The sequence below is a fragment of the Streptomyces sp. NPDC086989 genome, assembly GCF_044745505.1.
In the GTDB taxonomy this organism is placed as follows: Bacteria; Actinomycetota; Actinomycetes; order Streptomycetales; family Streptomycetaceae; genus Streptomyces.
This window is the reverse complement of the sequence record NZ_JBIVAL010000006.1, coordinates 352,153-370,759: the sequence shown is the minus strand read 5'-3', so window position 1 is coordinate 370,759 and position 18,607 is coordinate 352,153. Positions and strand designations below refer to the sequence as shown.

The window sequence follows — 18,607 nt, the reverse complement described above, 5'->3', positions numbered from 1 at the left end:
GCCGCAGGCTGGTCCAGCGCCGGCCCGCGAACAGGGCTCTGATCACTGTGGCGAGTCCAGCCGGTAGCCGACACCCCGCACGGTGCGGATGAGGGTGGGCGAGGACGGTACCTCCTCGACCTTGGCGCGCAGCCGCTGTACGCAGGCGTCCACGAGCCGGGAGTCGCCGAGGTAGTCGTGCTCCCAGACCAGCCGCAGCAACTGCTGGCGGGACAGGGCCTGCCCGGGCCGGCGGCTGAGTTCCAGCAGCAGCCGCAGTTCGGTCGGCGTCAGCTGGAGGTCCTCGCCGTTCTTCGTGACCGTCATCGCGGCCCGGTCGATGACCAGGGACCCGAAGACCGCCGAGTCGCTGGCCTCCCGCTCCCCGCGGCGCAGGACGGCCCGGATGCGGGCGTCGAGCACGCGGCCCTGGACGGGCTTGACGACGTAGTCGTCGGCGCCCGACTCCAGGCCGACGACGACATCGATGTCGTCGCTGCGGGCGGTCAGCAGGATGATCGGCAGCTGGTCGGTGCGGCGGATCCGCCGGCACACCTCGAAGCCGTCGATCCCGGGCAGCATGACGTCCAGCACGATCAGGTCCGGCCGCTGCTCGCGCAGCAGTTTCAGGCCGTCCTCGCCCGTCGCCGCAGTGGCCACACGGTGGCCCTGGCGGGACAGGGAGAGTTCGAGGGCCGTGCGGATGGCGTCGTCGTCCTCGATCAGCAACAGGAAAGGCACGGGCTCATTCTGTCCCATCGACCGTCGGGAGTTCGACCGTCGGGTCGCAGGGATCGCACGGGGGCCGCTGTGACAGGCCTGTGACAGTCGGCGGACACCCCGGTTAAGTCGGCCGGGCAGTCTTCTACCAACGCAACAGAGCGGGATCCGAAGCAGACAGACTCCACGACGGGGGGCGCGAGATGAACACGCTGCACAGCACCAGCACCAGCGCGGTTGTCACGCGGCTGCACGATGTGAACCGCCGGGCAGGTGTCCGCTCGGCGACGGTCGCCCGTCCGCGGCCGGCGCACACGGTGGCCATCGACGCGAACACGTACCGGTCCTCCGTTCCGGCGCAGCCCGTTCCCGAGCTGTCCGCCACCTCGGAGGCCGAGTTCACGGCGTACGTCCGGGAGCGGCGGGCCGCCCTGTACGCGACGGCCTTCCACCTGACCGGTGACCGTTACGAGGCCGAGGACCTGCTCCAGAGCGCCCTGTTCTCCACGTACCGCGCCTGGGACCGCATCAGCGACAAGGCGGCCGTCGGCGGCTACCTGCGGCGCACGATGACGAACCTGCACATCAGCGCGTGGCGCCGGCGGAAGCTGAACGAGTACCCGACGGAGGAGCTGCCGGAGACGGCCTCCGACACGGACGCGATGCGGGGCACGGAACTGCGCGCGGTGCTGTGGCAGGCGCTGGCCCGCATCCCGGAGCCGCAGCGCACGATGCTGGTGCTGCGCTACTACGAGGGCCGCACGGACCCGGAGATCGCCGAGATCCTGGGGATCAGCGTCGGCACCGTGAAGTCGAGCATCTGGCGGTCGCTGCGGCGGCTGCGGGACGACGAGGTGCTGAGCTTCGGCCGCGACGAGTCGGAGTCCTTCGAGGAGCTCGTCGCGTAGCGCGGCACACCACAGACCATGGGCCAGGGGGCCCGTCCTACGGGGGTGGGACGGGAGGCCGATGGGGGGGACGGGAAGGCGGGATCAAGCGGCCGGGGGTCCGCGGGGTCCCGCCTTTCCTCATGTCCGGGCCGGGGCCGCGGTCCGGTGGCGGCCGGCCGCGCAGGCGGCCAGGCGGCCGAGGGCCTCGTCACGGGCGCAGGCGTGCGCGCCGAGGGCGGTGTGCCGGGCCACGATGCCGCGCTCCGCCCGCATCAGCCGCCAGCCCCTGCGCAGCAGGAACGGCAGCGACTTGCGGCCCTCGCGCAGGTCGCGGGCGAGCCGTCGCCGGAACGTCGTCGAAGGGCGCCCGCGCAGGCAGATGGCGTCCGCGAGCAGTCCCGCCTCCTGGCACCGGGCCACGATGTCGGCCGCGAAGATGCCCTCGGCGATGAACAGCGGGGTGCGCGCGATGTCCAGCGTCTCCGTACCCGTACGGGAGGACGAGGCGATGGAGTACACCGGCACCTCGGTACGGCCCGCCGCGCAGAGTTCCACGATGGCGGCGACCGCCGCGTCCGCGTCCCAGGACAGCGGGGAGTCCCAGTCGATGTCGGAACTGCCTTCGACCAGGGGGAGCGACGGGTCGTCGGCCTCCTTGTAGAAGTCGTCCAGGCGCAGCACCGGCAGCCCGGAACGGGCGGCCAGCCGGGACTTCCCGGAACCCGAGGGCCCGGTCAACAGGACGACACGCGTAGGCAGAGGAGAGGAGGAGCTCACGGGACACCAGTGTGAACCATTCCCCCGCGCAGGGGATGCCTCCGGTGGCCGGTTGGTATCCAGGATCACACCTCAACTACGCTGCGTGCGCACGCGACTACGACCTCAGGCGGGAACCCCATGGCACGTCACGCAGCCCCCGGCAGCTCCACGCTGCGCTCCGCAGGCATCACGCTCTCCATGGCCGGTGCGGCCCTGGCCATGGCCGCGGGCGGCGCCCAGGCCGGTGAGCTCTCCGTTCCGGCGGCCCTCGCCGGTGTCACCGACCCGATCGCGAACCTCAAGGTGAATCCGCTGGCCCACACCGGCGTGGACCCGCTCGACAACGGCGTGGCCACCAGGGTCGCGGACTTCCCGGCGGTCGGGACCACCATGGTCACGGGGATCCTGACGCAGGGCCCGTCCGTCGGGGAGCTGCCCGACGCGGCGGCGTCCTCGCTGCTCGGGCCGCTGCTGCCGAGGTAGCGGGGCGGGGAACGCGAAGGCCCCGGCGGCGTGCCAAGACGCTGCCGGGGCCTCTGCGTGCGGGTGACCTGCTAGTACGAGGATCCGCCCGAGCCGAGCGAACCCGTCGGGTGCCAGACCGTCTTGGTCTCCAGGAACGCCGTCATGCGCGACGTGCCCGGGTCGGCGCTCCAGTCGTCCACAGGCTGTGGACGCAGGACGCGCTTGAGGTTGTCGGCCGCCGCGATCTCCAGCTCCTTGGCCAGCGCCGCGTCGGCACCCGCCAGGTCGATCGCGTTGACGTCCTGGTGGGAGGCCAGGTGCGGGCCCATCTCGGCGGCCTTGCCGGACAGAATGTTGACGACACCGCCGGGCAGGTCGGAGGTGGCCAGCACCTCGCCCAGGGAAAGGGCCGGGAGCGGCGCCCTCTCCGACGTGATCACGACCGCCGTGTTGCCGGTCGCGATCACCGGGGCGATCACCGAGACCAGGCCCAGGAACGAGGACTCCTGGGGGGCGATGACGGTGACGACGCCGGTCGGCTCGGGGGTGGAGAGGTTGAAGAACGGCCCGGCGACGGGGTTGGCCCCGCCCACGATCTGGGCGATCTTGTCGGTCCAGCCCGCGTACCAGACCCAGCGGTCGATGGCCGCGTCGACGACCGCGCCGGCCTTCGACTTGGACAGGCCCTCCGCCTCGCCGACCTCGCGGACGAACTGCTCGCGGCGGCCCTCCAGCATCTCGGCGATGCGGTAGAGGATCTGTCCGCGGTTGTAGGCGGTCGCGCCGGACCAGCCGCCGAAGGCCTTGCGGGCCGCGACGACCGCGTCACGGGCGTCCTTGCGGGAGGACAGGGGCGCGTTGGCCAGCCACTTGCCCTTCGAGTCGCTCACCTCGTACACCCGGCCGCTCTCGGAGCGGGGGAACTTGCCCCCGACGTACAGCTTGTAGGTCTTGAAGACGTTCAGACGCAGAGAGGTCTCAGACATCGAGGTAGGCCTCCAGACCGTGGCGGCCGCCCTCGCGGCCGAAGCCCGACTCCTTGTAGCCGCCGAAGGGCGAGGTCGGGTCGAACTTGTTGAACGTGTTGGCCCACACCACACCCGCGCGGAGCTTGTTGGCCACCGCGAGGATGCGGCTGCCCTTCTCCGTCCAGATGCCGGCGGACAGGCCGTACTGGCTGTTGTTGGCCTTGGCGACGGCCTCGTCGGGCGTGCGGAACGTCAGCACGGACAGCACCGGGCCGAAGATCTCGTCGCGGGCGACGGTGTGCGCCTGGGTGACGTTCGTGAAGAGCGTCGGGGCGAACCAGTAGCCGGCGGACGGCAGCTCGCACGCCGGGGACCAGCGCTCGGCGCCCTCGGCCTCGCCGGTCTCGGCGAGCGCGGTGATCCGGGCCAGCTGCTCGGCGGAGTTGATCGCGCCGATGTCGGTGTTCTTGTCGAGCGGGTCGCCCAGGCGCAGGGTGCTCAGGCGGCGCTTGAGGGAGTCCAGCAGCTCGTCGTGGATCGACTCCTGGACCAGCAGGCGCGAGCCGGCGCAGCAGACCTGGCCCTGGTTGAAGAAGATGCCGGTGACGATGCCCTCGACGGCCTGGTCGATCGGGGCGTCGTCGAAGACGATGTTGGCGCCCTTGCCGCCCAGCTCCAGGGTGACCTTCTTGTCCGTACCGGCGATCTGGCGGGCGATGGCCTTGCCGACCGCGGTCGAGCCGGTGAAGGCGACCTTGTTGACGTCCGGGTGCTCGACGAGGGCCGCGCCCGCGTCGCCGTAGCCCGTGAGGATGTTGACGACGCCCTTGGGCAGGCCCGCCTGGCGGCAGATGTCCGCGAAGAACAGCGCGGAGAGCGGAGTGGTCTCGGCGGGCTTGAGGACGACCGTGTTGCCGGCCGCGAGCGCCGGGGCGATCTTCCACGCGAGCATCAGCAGCGGGAAGTTCCACGGGATGACCTGGCCGGCGACGCCGAGCGGGCGCGGGTTCGGGCCGTAGCCCGCGTGGTCGAGCTTGTCGGCCCAGCCCGCGTAGTAGAAGAAGTGCGCGGCGACGAGGGGGAGGTCCGCGTCGCGGGTCTCCTTGATCGGCTTGCCGTTGTCCAGGGTCTCCAGGACGGCGAGCTCGCGGCTGCGCTCCTGGATGATCCGGGCGATGCGGAAGAGGTACTTGGCGCGCTCGGAGCCCGGCAGCGCGGACCACGTCGCGAAGGCCTTGCGGGCGGCCCGGACGGCGCGGTCGACATCGGCGGCGCCGGCCTGGGCCACCTCGGAGAGGACCTCCTCGGAGGAGGGCGAGACGGTCTTGAAGACCTTGCCGTCGGCGGCGTCGGTGAACTCGCCGTCGATGAAGAGCCCGTAGGAGGGGGCGATGTCGACGACGGAACGCGACTCGGGGGCCGGTGCGTACTCGAAAAGGGATGCCATGGTGATCAGTCCACCGTCACGTAGTCGGGACCGGAGTAACGGCCGGTGCTCAGCTTCTGGCGCTGCATCAGCAGGTCGTTGAGCAGGCTGGAGGCGCCGAAGCGGAACCAGTGGTTGGACAGCCAGTCCTCGCCCACCGTCTCGTTGACCAGGACCAGGAACTTGACGGCGTCCTTCGTGGTCCGGATGCCGCCGGCCGGCTTCACGCCGATCTGGATTCCAGTCTGCGCCTTGAAGTCGCGGACGGCTTCGAGCATCAGCAGCGTGTTCGCGGGGGTGGCGTTGACGCCGACCTTGCCGGTGGAGGTCTTGATGAAGTCGGCGCCCGCGAGCATGCCGATCCAGGAGGCCCGGCGGATGTTGTCGTACGTCGACAGCTCGCCGGTCTCGAAGATGACCTTGAGGCGGGCGGCGGTCCCGTCAGGGCGCACACACGCCTCCCTGACGGCCTTGATCAGCTCGTACGTCTCCAGGTAGCGGCCTGCGAGGAAGGCGCCACGGTCGATGACCATGTCGATCTCGTCGGCGCCGGCGGCGACGGCGTCACGGGTGTCCGCGAGCTTGACGGGCAGCGCGGCGCGGCCGGCCGGGAAGGCGGTCGCGACGGAGGCCACCTTGACGTCGGCGCCGTTCAGGGCGGCCTTGGCGGTGGCCACCATGTCGGGGTAGACGCAGACCGCGGCGGTCATGGGGGTCGTACGGTCGGTCGGGTCGGGGTTGACGGCCTTGGCGGAGAGCGCTCGGACCTTGCCCGGGGTGTCCGCACCCTCAAGCGTGGTCAGGTCGATCATGGAAATGGCCAGGTCAATGGCGTACGCCTTGGCCGTGGTCTTGATCGAACGGGTACCGAGCGCGGCCGCGCGGGCCTCCAGGCCGACGGCGTCTACGCCGGGCAGCCCGTGCAGGAAGCGGCGCAGCGCGCTGTCGGACGTCGTCACGTCAGCGAATGCGGAGAGGGTGGTGGGCATGGTCACCAGATGAGCATATCTACGCGCGTAGCTGCCTGTCACCCCCCGCGGGTGCACATCTGTGCGGGACCGGCCACATCCGGGCACGGCGGGCATCCGGTCGGACCCCGAGGCGCGGACCGCTGACCTCCGCTTTTGCTGTTACACGGCGAAGACGGGAACCCGATCGTCCGGTCGAACAGGATCCGTAAATTTCTTTTCAGCAGCCCGCCAGACCTCACCGGATGAAAGCCCGACAGAGAAAACGCGGCATGCGACTCTCCCCCTTATCCTCGAAACAGCTTCAGGAGTCGTTATGCGTTCCGCCCTCCGCACCTCGATCGTCACCGCCGCCCTCGCCGGGGCCCTGCTCGCGCCGGCGGCCACGACCGCGTTCGCCGCGCCGCCCGTGCAGAGCGCGACGGCTTCGGGGTACGGAACCGTCTCGGACGACGACCGCTACGCGGGCGAGCCGGTCTACATCGGCGAGGGTCTGGTCGCGGTGCTGCGCAACGGCCCCGAGGGCCCGGAGGCCTGGATCCGCGCCGTGGGCGAGCAGTGGAAGCCGGGCGACACCTACATGGTCCGGGTCCTGACCCTGCTGGACCGCTCGCACTCCGGTGACACGGTCCACGGGCTCAGCCTGAAGCTCACCCGGCTGGACACCTCCGCCCCGGTGCTGACGGTCACCGAGGGGGGCGCCACCAAGTCCTTCCCGCTGCCGAAGGCGTCGTCCCCGAAGGCGTCGTCCCCGAGGACCCCGGACGTCCGGGTCGAGCCCGCCCCGGAGGAGCCGAAGACCCCCGCCGCCGCGAAGACCCCGGTCACCGCCGGCAAGGGCCGCTACGACGGTGAGGCCGTCCTCGTCGGCAAGGGCCGCATCGCGGTGCTGCGCAACGGCGCCGAGGGCCCCGAGGTCTGGATCCGCGCCGTCTCCGCCGACTGGAAGCCGGGCGACAGCTGGGCGGGCCGCGTGCTGGCCGCACTGGACCCGTCCGGCCCCCGCGCGGTCGTCGACGGCACCGCGTACGAGCTCGCCGAGGCGGACAACGGCCGCTACGGCCTGACCGTCCGGGCGCAGGGCGGGGGCGCCCCGGCCCTCTACCTGCTGCCGAAGGCCGAGCCCGCCGCCGCCAAGCCCGCCGCCGTCGTGCAGTCGGCCGTCTCCGTGCAGCCGGCCGCCGACGTGAAGCCGCAGGGCGGGGCGCAGACCGTGGTCGTGCCCCGGGGCGGGGTCGCCGCCGGCGCGGAGTTCGCCGCCGAGGACACCGGCAACAGCACCACCGCGGCCGCCGGCGCCGGTCTCGTCGCGATCTTCGCCGGGGTCGGTGTGGCCCTGATGGCCCGCGCCCGCCGCGCCACCCGCGGCCGGGGCTGACCCACCCGGCCTCCCGGCCGGCCTCCCTCCCGTTCCTGCCTCCGGTTCCTGCCTCCCGTTCCTGCCTCCCGTTCCTGCCTCCGGCGGGCCGCCCTCTGCGGCGGCCCGCCGGGCCCGTTTTCCCCCGGGAGCGTCCCCGTGGCCCGCCGTCTCCGCGCCCCGCTCGCCGCCGCCCTGCTCGGTCCGCTCGCCCTCACCGCCCTGACCGGCTGCGGCGGTGCCCCGGCCGCGCCCACGCCGCCGCACGTCGCCGCGACCACCGCACCCGCGCAGGCCGCGCCACCGCCCGCCCCGGCCGCGGCGCCGGTCACCCCGTTGCCCGCCGCGGAGCCGCACGCCGATCTCGTGGGCTGGTCCGCCGCTGCGGCGCAGTGAGGCAGAATCGGGCGCATGAGCAGCCAGCAGCCCACTGACGAGCCGGTGTACGACGACCGGGTCTACCGCTCCTCCATGGCCGTCGTCACCGGAGTCCTGCTGCTCGCGCTCGTCGCGTGGCTGTGCGGTGACGCCCTCGTGCGGGGTCCGGGGAGCTCCCGGTGGTTCGCGGCGGCGGTCGCCCTGCTGGCCGTACCGCTGATCGTCGCGTTCACGATCCGCCCGGCCGTCTTCGCCAACGCCGACCGGCTGCGCGTACGGAACCCCTTCCGGGTCATCGAGCTGCCCTGGGGCGCCGTGGACGCGGTGCGCGCCGGATATTCGGCGGAGGTGCTGGCCGAGGGTTCGAAGTACCAGCTGTGGTCCGTCCCGGTCTCGCTGCGCGAGCGGAAGAAGGCGAACCGGCAGCTCGGCCGCAGCGGCGCGGTCAACGGCACGGTCCCGGGTGCGCCCGGACGGGCCGATGCGGGCGCCGCCACCGGGCCGCAGCCGGCCCAGGCGGACCGGGTGGTGCACGAGCTGCGCGAGCTGGCCGAGCGCGGTGCCTCGCGGGAGGGCGCCCAGGGCAGCGTGCGCGTGCGGTGGTCCTACGAGATCATCGCGCCCGCCGTCGTGGGCGCCGTGCTCCTGATCGTGCTGTTCGCCGTCCGCTGACCCGGGTGCCCTGAGGGCCGTCCCGGGTTCCCCTGCGGCCACGGGTCGCGGGGCCGGCCCTCAGTTCCTGGGGATGCCCAGGCCGGCGAGTGCCGCGGTCAGGGCCCTCGCGCAGGCCCCCGCGACGATCGTGCGCAAGGGCCGTCGTGCGCCGGCCCCTCTGGTTCTGCCGCGCGGTGCGCTGCGTCCTGCCGGCATGGCTGTTCTCCCTCGGTCGTCCCGGGTGGGCCGCGCCCACTGTGCGCCTCGTCGGGGGCGGGCGGGGCGGGCCGGGAGCCGACCCGCCGCACTTTCATCCGATCGGATCGTCACATGCCGTCCGCTCACCGGATCCGGCCGGAACCGCGGCCACCGGGGGCTGCGTCCTCGCATGTGTGCAGCGCAACGAGGTCGGCCGCAGTGCCGCCACCGCCATTCACTTCCGGCTCCGGCTCCTGGGCGGGGGTCTGCTGGTCGCGCACCTCCTCCTCGTCGGCTGGCTCACTCTGCGACCCCTGGACGTGCCGTGGGCGGCTGCGGCCAATCTGAGCCCGCTGGAGGGGATCCGGGCGGACCTCGGGTACGGGCCGCTGGAGGCGGCCCGGCGGATCGGGGAGGGGCTGGCGCTGCTGGCCCCGCTCGGGGTGTTGCTGCCGCTCGTCAACGGGAGCCTGGCGCCTTCGCCGCTGGCCGCGTGGTCCTCGCTGGGCCGGACCGCCGCCGCGGGCGTGCTGGTCTCGCTCAGCATCGAGATGCTGCAGAGCGCCGTCCCCGGGCGGGTGGTCGACGTGGACTCGGTGCTGCTGAACGCCTTGGGCGTGGTGCTCGCGCACGTGGCCGTCGTACCTGCGCTGCGGGCGCGGATGCGGCGTTCCCGGCGGTCGCAGCCAGCTTCTCAGGGGTCCACCCCGAGAATTACCAGGGTCGGGCTGGGACCCTGGACCGAGGTTTTGTCGGCGGTGCCGCGGGAGTATTGAGGCATCGGGGAAAAACCCCGCCGGATGCCACAGAGGAGAACCCATGAGCGCCATTGCCCGCCCCCGTGACGGCCGCTGGATCGGCGGCGTCTGCGCCGGACTGGCGCGCCGCTTCGGAATTTCCGCGAACACGATGCGCCTGATATTCGTCGTCTCGTGCCTGCTGCCCGGCCCGCAGTTCCTGATCTACCTGGCGCTGTGGGTGCTCCTGCCGAACGAGAAGTCCCCGTCCGGCGCCTGGTAGACGGCTCAGCCCGCGCCGCGGACCTTCTCCAGCTGCTTGTCGGTCACCTCGTGCGGGACCAGGACCTTCTGCCGGGCTCCCGCGACGTTGAGCGCCATCAGGCGTACGACGGTGTCGCCCTGGCGTACGACGACCACGTGGACCTGCGCCGAGACGCCCTGGGCGGCCGCGGTGGTGGTCCAGCTGACGGTCTCGTCGCCGGTGGTCCGGTACTCGGCGGGCCGCACTTCGCGGTAGGTGCCGCTCTGCTTCTCGACGGTGGCGGTGAAGCCCGTGGCGCAGGCGGCGACAGCGGACCGCAGACGGGCCGTCAGCGCCTTGGCGTCGCTCTCGGCGTAGGAGCTGACGGAGGCGGAGACGGCCAGTCCGACCTGCTTCTGGGAGCCGATCCCGCGGTTGACCGTCTCGCGGGCGGCCGGGTCGGGCTTGTCGCCCATGATGTCGGCCAGGGGCTGGCAGGCCTTGCGGTCGGCCTGTGGCTGCCCGTCGGGGGCGTTCGGGTTCTTGCCCTGTGCGGAGACCTGGTAGTCGGCCAGATCGCCCTGTTCGAGTGCGGACCGCTCCAGCTTGCTCGCGGCGGCCTTCGGAGCGGCCGGACCGCTCGGGGCGCCGCCGGGGGGCGCGGTGGAAGAGCCCGCGGGGGCGGAGCCCTTGGGGTCGGGGGTCCTGCCGGGCGCGGGGGCGTCCTTGCTGCTGCACCCGGTGACCCCCAGGAGGAGGGCGGGGAGCAGGGCGGCCGTGGCCGCTCCGACCGTGACTCGTGCCTTCAAGCGCATGACCGAAACCTCACACCCCTGTGGGTCGGCGGGCAGTTGGTGGTGATCGTGGCACACGGCACGACGTGGCACACACCCGATCGAACCGGTGTGCGCCACGTGCGCGCGCGTACGAATCCGCGTACGGATCCGGCGGGGTCAGCTTCCGCCGAGGGCGCCGCCGATGGGCAGGCCGCCGAGGGTCGGGCCGACGGCGTTGGTGAGGTCGTTGAGCGGCGCGGTCGGGTCGCTGGACTGCCGGCCGTCCTCGGCGTTGACGTGCTGCTGGCTCGTGAGTCCCTGGGCGGCGCCGGTCACGGTGCCCAGCGCGTCGGAGAGGCCGATCGCGGGCACGGCGGCCGAGGCGGAGCCGGCGGCGGCGGCGACGAAGGCGGCGCCGATCGCAGCGACACCGAGGGTCTTGGCAGCTGACTTCTTCATGAAGATGAGTCCTTGCGACGGGGAAATGAGCGGCTCCGCAAACTAGTCACTTCAAACCGCCGCCCGCAAACATACGTAAATACGAGAAGGCGCCCGGGAATTGTTCTTCCCGGGCGCCTCCTCTTTGTCATGCCCTCGCCTAGGCCGACACGGAACCGCTGGTCGAAGCGGTCTGCTGGAACAGCCATTCCGACTTCAGCTCCGCATAACCGGGCTTGATGACCTCATTGATCATGGCCAGTCGTTCATCGAAAGGAATGAACGCGGACTTCATCGCATTGACGGTGAACCACTGCATGTCGTCGAGCGTGTAGCCGAAGGCGTCGACCAGGTGCTCGAACTCGCGGCTCATGCTGGTGCCGCTCATCAGGCGGTTGTCGGTGTTGACCGTCAGCCTGAAGTGCAGCTTGCGCAGCAGACCGATCGGGTGCTCGGCGTACGAGGCGGCCGCGGCGGTCTGCAGGTTCGAGGTGGGGCACATCTCCAGGGGGATGCGCTTGTCCCGGACGTACGAGGCCAGCCGGCCCAGCTTCACCGAACCGTCGGCGGCGACCTCGATGTCATCGATGATCTTCACGCCGTGCCCCAGGCGGTCGGCGCCGCACCACTGCAGGGCCTGCCAGATCGACGGCAGGCCGAAGGCCTCGCCCGCGTGGATGGTGAAGTGGTTGTTCTCGCGCTTGAGGTACTCGAACGCGTCCAGGTGGCGGGTGGGGGGGAACCCGGCCTCGGCGCCGGCGATGTCGAAGCCGACCACGCCGTTGTCCCGATAGCGGTTGGCCAGCTCGGCGATCTCCAGCGCACGGGCGGCGTGGCGCATCGCGGTGAGCAGGGCGCCGACGCGGATGCGGTGGCCGTTGGCCCTGGCACGGCGCTCGCCCTCGCGGAAGCCCTCGTTCACTGCCTCGACGACCTCTTCGAGGGTCAGGCCGGCTTCCAGGTGCTGCTCGGGGGCGTAGCGGATCTCGGCGTACACGACGCCGTCCTCGGCCAGGTCCTCGGCACACTCGGCGGCGACCCGGAACAGGGCCGCCTTCGTCTGCATGACGGCGCACGTGTGCGCGAACGTCTCCAGGTAGCGCGGCAGGGAGCCGGAGTCGGCGGCTTCCAGGAACCAGATCCCGAGCTTGTCCGCGTCGGTCTCGGGGAGGTTCTCGTAACCGACCTCGCGGGCCAGCTCGATGATGGTCCCGGGCCGCAGGCCGCCGTCGAGGTGGTCGTGGAGCAGCACCTTCGGGGAGCGGCGGATCTGGTCCGGGGTCGGCAGGTTGGGAGTCTCGCTCGTCATCCGGGCACTCTACTCCTACGCGCGTAGAGCCGCGCGGTGACGACGGGCGTCGATACGTAACAGAGACCGTACGGACGGGTCGCGTACACCTGTCAGTCTGAGACTGTTCCGCCATGGCACAGCATGCGCCGCCGGCGCGCGGGACCCGCCTGGGGCGGGCGGCCGGCGCGAACGGCTCTCAGTCGACGGGCAGCACGGTCACGGTCAACGGAGTGGTCCTCCTGCTTCCCGGGGCGTCCAGATGGTCCCCCGGTCCGGTGCGCCCGCTCGCGCGGGCACTGGTCCGGGCGGGCGGGGCGGACGGCCTGGTGGCGCACACGGTGCTGCACGGCAGGGGGGCCTGCCGCGAGGACGACGCCCGGTGGGCCGCCGACGAGGTGCTGCGCAGGTACGGGGACGTGCCGGTGTGCCTGGCCGGGTACGACGCGGGCGGCCGGGCCGCGCTGCGGGCGGCGGGCCACGACGCCGTCAACTCGGTGCTGGCCCTTGCCCCTTCCTTAGGCGAGGTGACCGCGCCGGACTCCCCGGAACCGGTGAAACAGCTGTCGGGGCGGCAGGTGCTGATCGTGCACGGGACGAACGACGCGAGCAGCGATCCGGAAGCATCGTTTCGGCTGGCGGCGCGGGCGAAGAAGGCGAACCGTTCCACGTGCCGGTTCGAGGTTCACTCGGACGGGCACCGGCTGCGCGGGTTCCAGGCGGAAGTCGTGGCGCTGTCCGTGGACTTCGTCCTGGGTGCGATGTTCTCGGGCCGGTACTCGCGGCCGGTGACGGACGCGCTGGCGGCGCCGCCGCCACTGGGGCTGCGGATGCCGCTCGCCTCCGGTTTCGGGCGTTCGCTGCGGGGTTGAGCGGCAGGTCCCGCGGCGCTGTCACGGGCTCTGCGCGGGGATGATGGCCGGTGCGCCCGAGCGTAGAGTGGGGAGTGCACTCGGGGCTCTTTCTCCGCGGGAGGCGATGCGGGATGGCCGGGATCGTGCGCAAGAGCTTCGACCAGGCGGACGAGACCCGTCCGTTCCAGGACGGCAAGGGCAGGCTCGACGTCATCGAGACCACGGGCGGCGCCGTGGGCCGCGCGGTGTTCGAGCCGGGCTGGCGCTGGTCGGAGCACATCAAGCCGCTGGCCGGCACGGACAGCTGCGAGGCGGCGCACACGGGATACGTGGTGAGCGGCCGCATCAAGGTCGTCATGAACGACGGGGCCAGCGAGGAGTACGGCCCCGGTGACTTCATGCAGATCGATCCCGGGCACGACGCCTGGGTCGTGGGCGACGAGCCGTGCGTCGCCCTCGACTGGACCGGCTACGGCACGTACGCGAAGCCGGCCTCCTGAGCCCCTCGCCCTCCCCCTCCCCGCCGACTCAGCCGGTGGGCAGCCACACCGGGTTAGTGAAGGCCGCCAGGGCGCCCGGGAGCGGCGGGGACGTGGCGGGGTGGCGGACCTCGGCCCGGACGTAGGCCGAGCGGGCGGGCGTGGTGTGCCACTCCAGAGTGGCACCGGCCGGCGCCGTGACGGCCGGTCCCTGGTCGGTGATCAGCCGCAGTTCCGCGTCCGGTGCGCCCGTGACGGTGAGCCGGATCAGCACGTCCGCGTCGGGGGCGGCCCGCAGGCACTCGCCGATGCCGGCGTGTTCCCCGCGCCCGCCGACCGCCTCGAAGGCGACCGTGACCCGCGCGGATTCCGCCCCGTAGGCCCGGCCGGCGCGTATCCCGGCGAGGACGGCCCGGCGGGTGAGGTCCTCGGCGAGGACCACGGTCTGGGGGCCGCCGATGCGGTCCGGGTCCCGGTGGAAGTCGCTGTTCGCCACGGCCGGCAGCCAGCGCGCGCCGTCCGCGCCGCTCAGGGTGGCGTCCCAGGAGGCCAGGGAGACCTCGTCGTCCGGGGTCCAGGGGCCGTTCCACACCTCCACGGCGTCGGCCTCGCCGAAGCCGGACTTCCAGGCGCAGCCGATGCAGGTGGCGTGCGGGTGGGCGGGTACGACGAGGCCGCCCGCGCTGCGGATCGTACGCGCGAACCGGCCGAAGCGGCCCTCGCGCGCCCGGTAGCGCCAGTCGACGAAGGTGCCCGGGTCGGTGCCGACGGCCAGGACGTGCCCGGTGCGGGTGGTGATCTCCTCGCCGGTCAGGACCAGCAGGTCCGGCGGGACCGCGTCGGCCCAGGCGGCGTGCGCGCTGTGGGTGTTGTGCTCGGAGGAGTTGATGAAGTCCAGGCCTGCCTCGCGGGCCAGGACCGCTATCTCCGCCGGGGTGCGCCGCCCGTCGGAGTGGGTGGAGTGGATGTGGCAGTCGCCTCGGTACCAGGCCCGGCCGCGGCCCCGGGCCCGCTGGGGCGGGTACGCGGGGCGGGGTGCCGGGGCCGGCGTCCCGAAGGTGAAGCGTGCGGTGATCTCGTACGGGAGTCCCTGCGGGGCCACGGTGTAGGGGCCCAGCAGCAGGTGCCAGCGGCCGGCGCCGATCGGGCCGGGCAGGTAGCCGGGGGTGGCGTCGTCGGAGCGCAGGAAGAACTCGCTGCGGGCGCCGCCGGACCAGCCGCGGAAGCCGCGGCCGCCGAGGGCGGTGCCGTGCTGGTCGAAGATGCCGATGTCGAGGGCGTTGCCCGGGGTGCCGGGCGGTACGGGCGGTTTCCCGTACGTGTAGGACACCCGTAACTCGCGGACGCCGGACGGCACGTCGAGCGGTACCTCGACGAAGTCCGGGGCGCCCGGCGGGATGGTGCCGCGCAGGACGCGGGTGTCCGGGGTGGGGGCGCTGACGTGCGGGGCGGTGGCTGCGGCGGCGGTGCTCGCACCGCTCGCCAGGAGTTCACGTCGTGTGAGGGCCATCCCTCCACGGTGGCCTCGGTACGTGAATCCCGTGTGAATCGGGGGTGAGGGGTCCTGCTCGCCCGAGCAGTGCCGCGGCCCGGTCCAGGATGCGGGTCAGGGAGGCGGCCGTCGGGGCGGCGGCGAGGACGTGGGCGTGGTGCAGCGAACCGGTCGGGGTCCGGCGCACCGTCGTGCCCGGCGGGACCTCCAGCCGCACCCGGACCACGCCGGGCACGGCGCGGGCGGCGGCCGGCCCCGGGTGGGCCCGCTCGATGCGGGTGCCGGGCGCGAAGTCCACGTACCGCAGCCCGGCGTGGGCGGTGCGCGGGTGGTGCACCGGTTCGGGCAGGCCGAGCCCGGCGGCGAGGGCGAGGGCGAGGACGTCGGTGCCGTGGGCGAGGCGGAGCAGCTGGACGAGCTCCTCGGCCCCGGGGTGCGCGTGGGCCTCGATGAGGCGGGGGCCGTCCGGGGTGAGGACGACCTCGGTGTGGGAGGGGCCGTCGCGGTGGCCGGCGAGGTCGAGGACGCCGCGTACGAGGGCGCGTACGGCCTCGGCGGTGCCCGCGGGCAGCGCGACGGGCAGGGCGTGCCCGGTGGCGGTGGTGGCGGCCGTCCCCGGTGCGGGGATCCGGCGGGTCCAGCCGAGGATGCGGTGGCGGCCCTCCCGGGAGAGGGCTTCGACGGCGAGTTCGGGGCCTTCGAGGTACTCCTCGACGAGGAGGTCGGTGACCTCGGGGTAGTCGCGGACGGCGGCCTGCGCGTCGGCCGGGCCGGCTAACAGGCGCACGCCCTCGCCGAGGGCGCCCGCGCGGGGTTTGACCACGCAGGGGAAGCCGATCAGGCCGGCGAGGAAGGGGAGCAGCGCGGCGCGGCCGCAGCGGACGAACGAGACGGGCCGCGCGGCGTGCAGGGCGTTGGAGCGGGCGCGCAGGGCGGCTTTGTCCATGAGCGCGGTGACGGCCGCTGCGGGGGTGCCGGGCAGGCCGAGGGCCTCGTTGGCGCGGGCGGCGGCGAGTGCGGCGGCGGGGTCGCAGCCGAAGACGCGGGCGTGCCCGCGCCGGACCGCGTCCAGCCGGCCGAGGGCCTCGATCAGGCGGCGGTGGTCGCGCCAGTCCGCCGGTACCCGCCGCTCCGCCCCCTCACGGTCGGACGGCACCGGCGGACGTCCCCAGGCCACGGCCGGGGGCGCCCCCGGCGCGACCACCACGGTGTGGGCGCCGGCCCGTCGGGCGGCGGCCACCATGGCGGGGCGCGGGCTCAGCAGGACCGCCGTGGGCCCCCGCCCGGTCCCGCTCACCCGCTCCCGCTCCCCCGTCACCGCGTCTCCCCCTTCACCCGGTGTGGCCACTGTGCCCTTTCGGCATATGCCTGAGGGGCCCTTTCGGGCGTCGTCTTGCCGCCTTGCGGGAACACGAGGGGTTTATAAACATCAGCAATCCGGGACGAATACGCATATGCCAGCCGACGAAGCCGAACCGCCGTCCGGGGGCGACCTGAGCCGCGCCGCCCGGCGGCTGTACGCGTACGCCGTCGAGCGGCACTCGTTCGCCGAGGCCGAGGCGACCGGGGCCCTCGGGGCGCGGGCGGCCGCGGCGATCACCGAGCTGGCCGCCGCGCACCTGCTCCAGCGGGCCCCCGGCGGCGGCCCGGACCGGTGGAGCGCCGTCGCACCCCGGGCGGCGGCGGCCCGGGCGCTGGCCCCGCTGGCGCTGCTCGTACGGGAGACCCACGACGAGATGGACCGGCTGCGCGGGCGGCTGGAGACGCTGGTGCCGGCGTACGAGGCGGGGGCGGCGCACCTGGAGCGGAACGGGGCGGGGCGGGCGGAGCTGGAGCTGGTCACCGACCTGGGGGCGGTGCGCGCGCTGATCGCGGAGCTCGTCGCGGCGTGCGAGAAGGAGCTGCTGACCTCGCAGCCGGGCGGGGGACGGCCGCTGGAGACGCTGGAGGAGGCGATCGGCCGGGACGAGTCGCTGCTGGCGCGCGGGGTGCGGATGCGCACGATCTACCAGCACACGGCGCGCTACTCGCGGCCGACCGCGGCGTACGTGGAGCGGGTGACGGCGCTGGGCGCGCAGGTGCGGACGCTGGGCGACGGGCTGATGCGGATGCTGGTCTTCGACGGCCACACGGGCCTGATGTCGGTGCCGGACCGCAGTGGTGCGGCGCTCGTCGTGCGGGAGCCGGCGGTGGTGCACTTCATGACGTCGGCGTTCGAAAGGGCGTGGGTGGCGGCGGAGCCGTTCCCGACGACGGTGGGCCCGGACGCGGCGCGCTCGCTCTCGGACGAGCTGCGGCAGACGATCGTCCGGCTGCTGTCCGAGGGGCTGGAGGACAAGGTGATCGCGCGCCGGCTGGGCATGTCGGAGCGGACCTGCCAGCGCCACATCGCGGAGATCATGCGAGCTGTGGGCGCCAAGTCCCGTTTCCAGGCGGGCTACTTGCTCTCACCGGCGGCGCCTCCCCGCGCCTCGGCCGTGCCCGGTGACGCCGCCGGGGCGGCCGGCGGCGCATCCTGAGCCGGCTGCGCGGGGCCGCCGTGCAGCTCCGGGATGAGCCGGCCGCGCCGGGACAGCAGGAACCGCTTGAACTCGGCGACCGGCGGGGTGTCGGGGTGGCCGTCGAGCCAGGCGACGCCGATCTCGCGGACCGCACGCGGGGCCGTCACCGTCAGCTCGACCACGCCGGGGCGGGCCACCGCCGGCGGCGGCAGCAGGGCCACGCCGAGTCCCGCCGCGACCAGGCCGCGCAGGGTCTCGGCCTCCTCGCCCTCGAAGGCCACCCGGGGGGTGAACCCGGCCTCCGCACAGAGGTCGTCGGTGATGCGGCGCAGCCCGTAGCCGGCCTCCAGGGTCACGAAGGTCTCCTCGGCGGCTTCGGCGAGGCGGATCCGCTTGCGGCCGGCCAGCCGGTGGTCGTCGGGGACGACGAGCCGCAGCCGCTGCTCGTCGAGGCGGCGGGCGACCAGGTCGGGGGCGTCGGGGAGCGGTGAGGTCAGGCAGAGGTCGAGTTCGCCGGCCCGCAGCTTCTCCAGCATGGCCTCGCCGTAGTTCTGCACGAGGGAGAAGCGCACGCGCGGGTGGTCGGCGCGGAAGGCGCGGATCAGGCCGGGTACGGTCTCGGGGCCGAGGGTGTGCAGGAAGCCGAACGCCACCTTCCCGCAGGCCGGGTCGGCGTCCTGCTGCACCGACTCGGCGGCGCGGGCGATTTCGGCGAGGGCGCGCTCGGCCGAGGCGTGGAAGGTGCGCCCGGCCGTGGTGAGGGCGACGGTGCGGCCCTTGCGGGCGAACAGCGTGACGCCTAGGTCCTGTTCGAGGCGGACCATGGCCCGGGACAGGGTGGACTGCGGGACGCCCAGCTCGTGCGCGGCGCGGGTGACGTGCTCGTGCCGGGCGACGGCGGCGAAGTACGCCAGCCTAGGGGCGAGCAACCCTGTCACTTCCGTGTCTTCTACGTAACGGTTCATCGACAGGCACCCTTCTGAGCTGTGCTGATGCGCCAGTGGATCGATTATCGCGATTCTGTGCATTGGACGCA

Annotated in this window: 20 protein-coding genes and 1 pseudogene; 10 read left to right on the top strand and 11 right to left on the bottom strand. The window is 73.2% G+C overall.

What is annotated here, in order from left to right; genetic code table 11:
- Positions 1-42 precede the first annotated feature (42 nt).
- Entirely contained in the window at positions 43-720 is a 678-nt protein-coding gene (afsQ1, locus tag ACIPK4_RS17290) for a two-component system response regulator AfsQ1 (RefSeq protein WP_180291024.1), read from the bottom strand.
- Between the two features lie 182 nt (positions 721-902).
- On the opposite strand from afsQ1, the gene ACIPK4_RS17285 reads away from it, so the two are divergent.
- On the top strand, positions 903-1,607 hold the full coding sequence (locus ACIPK4_RS17285) for a SigE family RNA polymerase sigma factor (protein WP_402313431.1): 705 nt from the start codon (positions 903-905) through the stop codon (positions 1,605-1,607).
- Between the two features lie 120 nt (positions 1,608-1,727).
- On the opposite strand, the gene ACIPK4_RS17280 is transcribed toward ACIPK4_RS17285, so the two are convergent.
- On the bottom strand, positions 1,728-2,432 hold the full coding sequence (locus ACIPK4_RS17280; protein WP_082410188.1) for a uridine kinase: 705 nt from the start codon (positions 2,430-2,432) through the stop codon (positions 1,728-1,730).
- A gap of 54 nt (positions 2,433-2,486) precedes the next feature.
- Here ACIPK4_RS17280 and ACIPK4_RS17275 point away from each other — a divergent pair, with 54 nt between their 5' ends.
- Positions 2,487-2,831 (top strand): hypothetical protein, encoded by a 345-nt coding sequence (locus tag ACIPK4_RS17275; RefSeq protein ID WP_402313429.1) that lies wholly within the window; start codon positions 2,487-2,489, stop codon positions 2,829-2,831.
- 71 nt (positions 2,832-2,902) lie between these two features.
- Here ACIPK4_RS17275 and ACIPK4_RS17270 read toward each other — a convergent pair whose 3' ends face one another.
- Genes ACIPK4_RS17270 through deoC form a run of 3 tightly spaced genes read right to left on the bottom strand, consistent with a single transcriptional unit; the run spans position 2,903 to position 6,196 of the window.
- Entirely contained in the window at positions 2,903-3,799 is an 897-nt protein-coding gene (locus tag ACIPK4_RS17270; RefSeq protein ID WP_054221230.1) for an aldehyde dehydrogenase family protein, read from the bottom strand.
- A complete protein-coding gene (locus tag ACIPK4_RS17265) occupies positions 3,792-5,228 on the bottom strand; it encodes an aldehyde dehydrogenase family protein (RefSeq protein ID WP_402313427.1) in 1,437 nt (478 codons plus the stop codon). The genes ACIPK4_RS17270 and ACIPK4_RS17265 overlap by 8 nt, the downstream gene beginning before the upstream one ends.
- A gap of 5 nt (positions 5,229-5,233) precedes the next feature.
- The gene (deoC, locus tag ACIPK4_RS17260; RefSeq protein ID WP_402313672.1) at positions 5,234-6,196 is read right to left on the bottom strand and encodes a deoxyribose-phosphate aldolase; all 963 of its coding nucleotides are present in this window, start codon (positions 6,194-6,196) and stop codon (positions 5,234-5,236) included.
- 295 nt (positions 6,197-6,491) lie between these two features.
- Between deoC and ACIPK4_RS17255 the strand changes: the two genes are divergently transcribed.
- The 5 genes from ACIPK4_RS17255 (at position 6,492) to ACIPK4_RS17235 (ending at position 9,782) form a co-directional block, all read left to right on the top strand.
- Complete coding sequence (locus ACIPK4_RS17255) at positions 6,492-7,553, top strand: hypothetical protein (RefSeq protein WP_402313425.1); 1,062 nt, start codon at positions 6,492-6,494, stop codon at positions 7,551-7,553.
- Positions 7,554-7,691: 138 nt separating this feature from the next.
- Entirely contained in the window at positions 7,692-7,928 is a 237-nt protein-coding gene (locus tag ACIPK4_RS17250) for a hypothetical protein (RefSeq protein WP_402313423.1), read from the top strand.
- 15 nt (positions 7,929-7,943) lie between these two features.
- Complete coding sequence (locus tag ACIPK4_RS17245) at positions 7,944-8,582, top strand: PH domain-containing protein (protein WP_402313421.1); 639 nt, start codon at positions 7,944-7,946, stop codon at positions 8,580-8,582.
- 374 nt (positions 8,583-8,956) lie between these two features.
- A complete protein-coding gene (locus ACIPK4_RS17240) occupies positions 8,957-9,538 on the top strand; it encodes a VanZ family protein (RefSeq protein ID WP_082410182.1) in 582 nt (193 codons plus the stop codon).
- A gap of 43 nt (positions 9,539-9,581) precedes the next feature.
- Positions 9,582-9,782, top strand: a complete 201-nt coding sequence (locus ACIPK4_RS17235) for a PspC domain-containing protein (protein WP_054221186.1) — start codon at positions 9,582-9,584, stop codon at positions 9,780-9,782.
- 5 nt (positions 9,783-9,787) lie between these two features.
- On the opposite strand, the gene ACIPK4_RS17230 is transcribed toward ACIPK4_RS17235, so the two are convergent.
- From ACIPK4_RS17230 to ACIPK4_RS17220, 3 genes are all read right to left on the bottom strand, one after another.
- Positions 9,788-10,558 (bottom strand): hypothetical protein, encoded by a 771-nt coding sequence (locus ACIPK4_RS17230; protein WP_402313419.1) that lies wholly within the window; start codon positions 10,556-10,558, stop codon positions 9,788-9,790.
- A 138-nt stretch (positions 10,559-10,696) separates the two neighbouring features.
- Positions 10,697-10,978 carry a hypothetical protein gene (locus tag ACIPK4_RS17225; protein WP_402313417.1) on the bottom strand — a complete coding sequence of 94 codons (282 nt, stop codon included), beginning with the start codon at positions 10,976-10,978 and terminating at the stop codon, positions 10,697-10,699.
- Positions 10,979-11,117: 139 nt separating this feature from the next.
- Entirely contained in the window at positions 11,118-12,266 is a 1,149-nt protein-coding gene (locus ACIPK4_RS17220; RefSeq protein ID WP_054221189.1) for an adenosine deaminase, read from the bottom strand.
- Positions 12,267-12,379: 113 nt separating this feature from the next.
- On the opposite strand from ACIPK4_RS17220, the gene ACIPK4_RS17215 reads away from it, so the two are divergent.
- Together ACIPK4_RS17215 and ACIPK4_RS17210 are read left to right on the top strand one after the other, a co-directional pair.
- Positions 12,380-13,117 (top strand): alpha/beta hydrolase, encoded by a 738-nt coding sequence (locus ACIPK4_RS17215; protein WP_402313415.1) that lies wholly within the window; start codon positions 12,380-12,382, stop codon positions 13,115-13,117.
- Positions 13,118-13,230: 113 nt separating this feature from the next.
- Positions 13,231-13,599: a cupin domain-containing protein gene (locus ACIPK4_RS17210; RefSeq protein ID WP_402313413.1), complete on the top strand. Its 369-nt coding sequence runs from the start codon at positions 13,231-13,233 to the stop codon at positions 13,597-13,599.
- A 28-nt stretch (positions 13,600-13,627) separates the two neighbouring features.
- On the opposite strand, the gene ACIPK4_RS17205 is transcribed toward ACIPK4_RS17210, so the two are convergent.
- Together ACIPK4_RS17205 and ACIPK4_RS17200 are read right to left on the bottom strand one after the other, a co-directional pair.
- Positions 13,628-15,088, bottom strand: a complete 1,461-nt coding sequence (locus tag ACIPK4_RS17205; protein WP_402313411.1) for a CehA/McbA family metallohydrolase — start codon at positions 15,086-15,088, stop codon at positions 13,628-13,630.
- A complete protein-coding gene (locus ACIPK4_RS17200; protein ID WP_402313410.1) occupies positions 15,069-16,388 on the bottom strand; it encodes an ATP-grasp domain-containing protein in 1,320 nt (439 codons plus the stop codon). The genes ACIPK4_RS17205 and ACIPK4_RS17200 overlap by 20 nt, the downstream gene beginning before the upstream one ends.
- A 136-nt stretch (positions 16,389-16,524) precedes the next feature.
- Between ACIPK4_RS17200 and ACIPK4_RS17195 the strand changes: the two genes are divergently transcribed.
- Complete coding sequence (locus ACIPK4_RS17195; RefSeq protein ID WP_402313408.1) at positions 16,525-17,589, top strand: LuxR C-terminal-related transcriptional regulator; 1,065 nt, start codon at positions 16,525-16,527, stop codon at positions 17,587-17,589.
- A gap of 26 nt (positions 17,590-17,615) precedes the next feature.
- On the opposite strand, the pseudogene ACIPK4_RS17190 reads toward ACIPK4_RS17195, so the two are convergent.
- Positions 17,616-18,572: pseudogene (locus tag ACIPK4_RS17190) on the bottom strand (LysR family transcriptional regulator); the annotation flags it as partial.
- Positions 18,573-18,607: the final 35 nt, after the last annotated feature.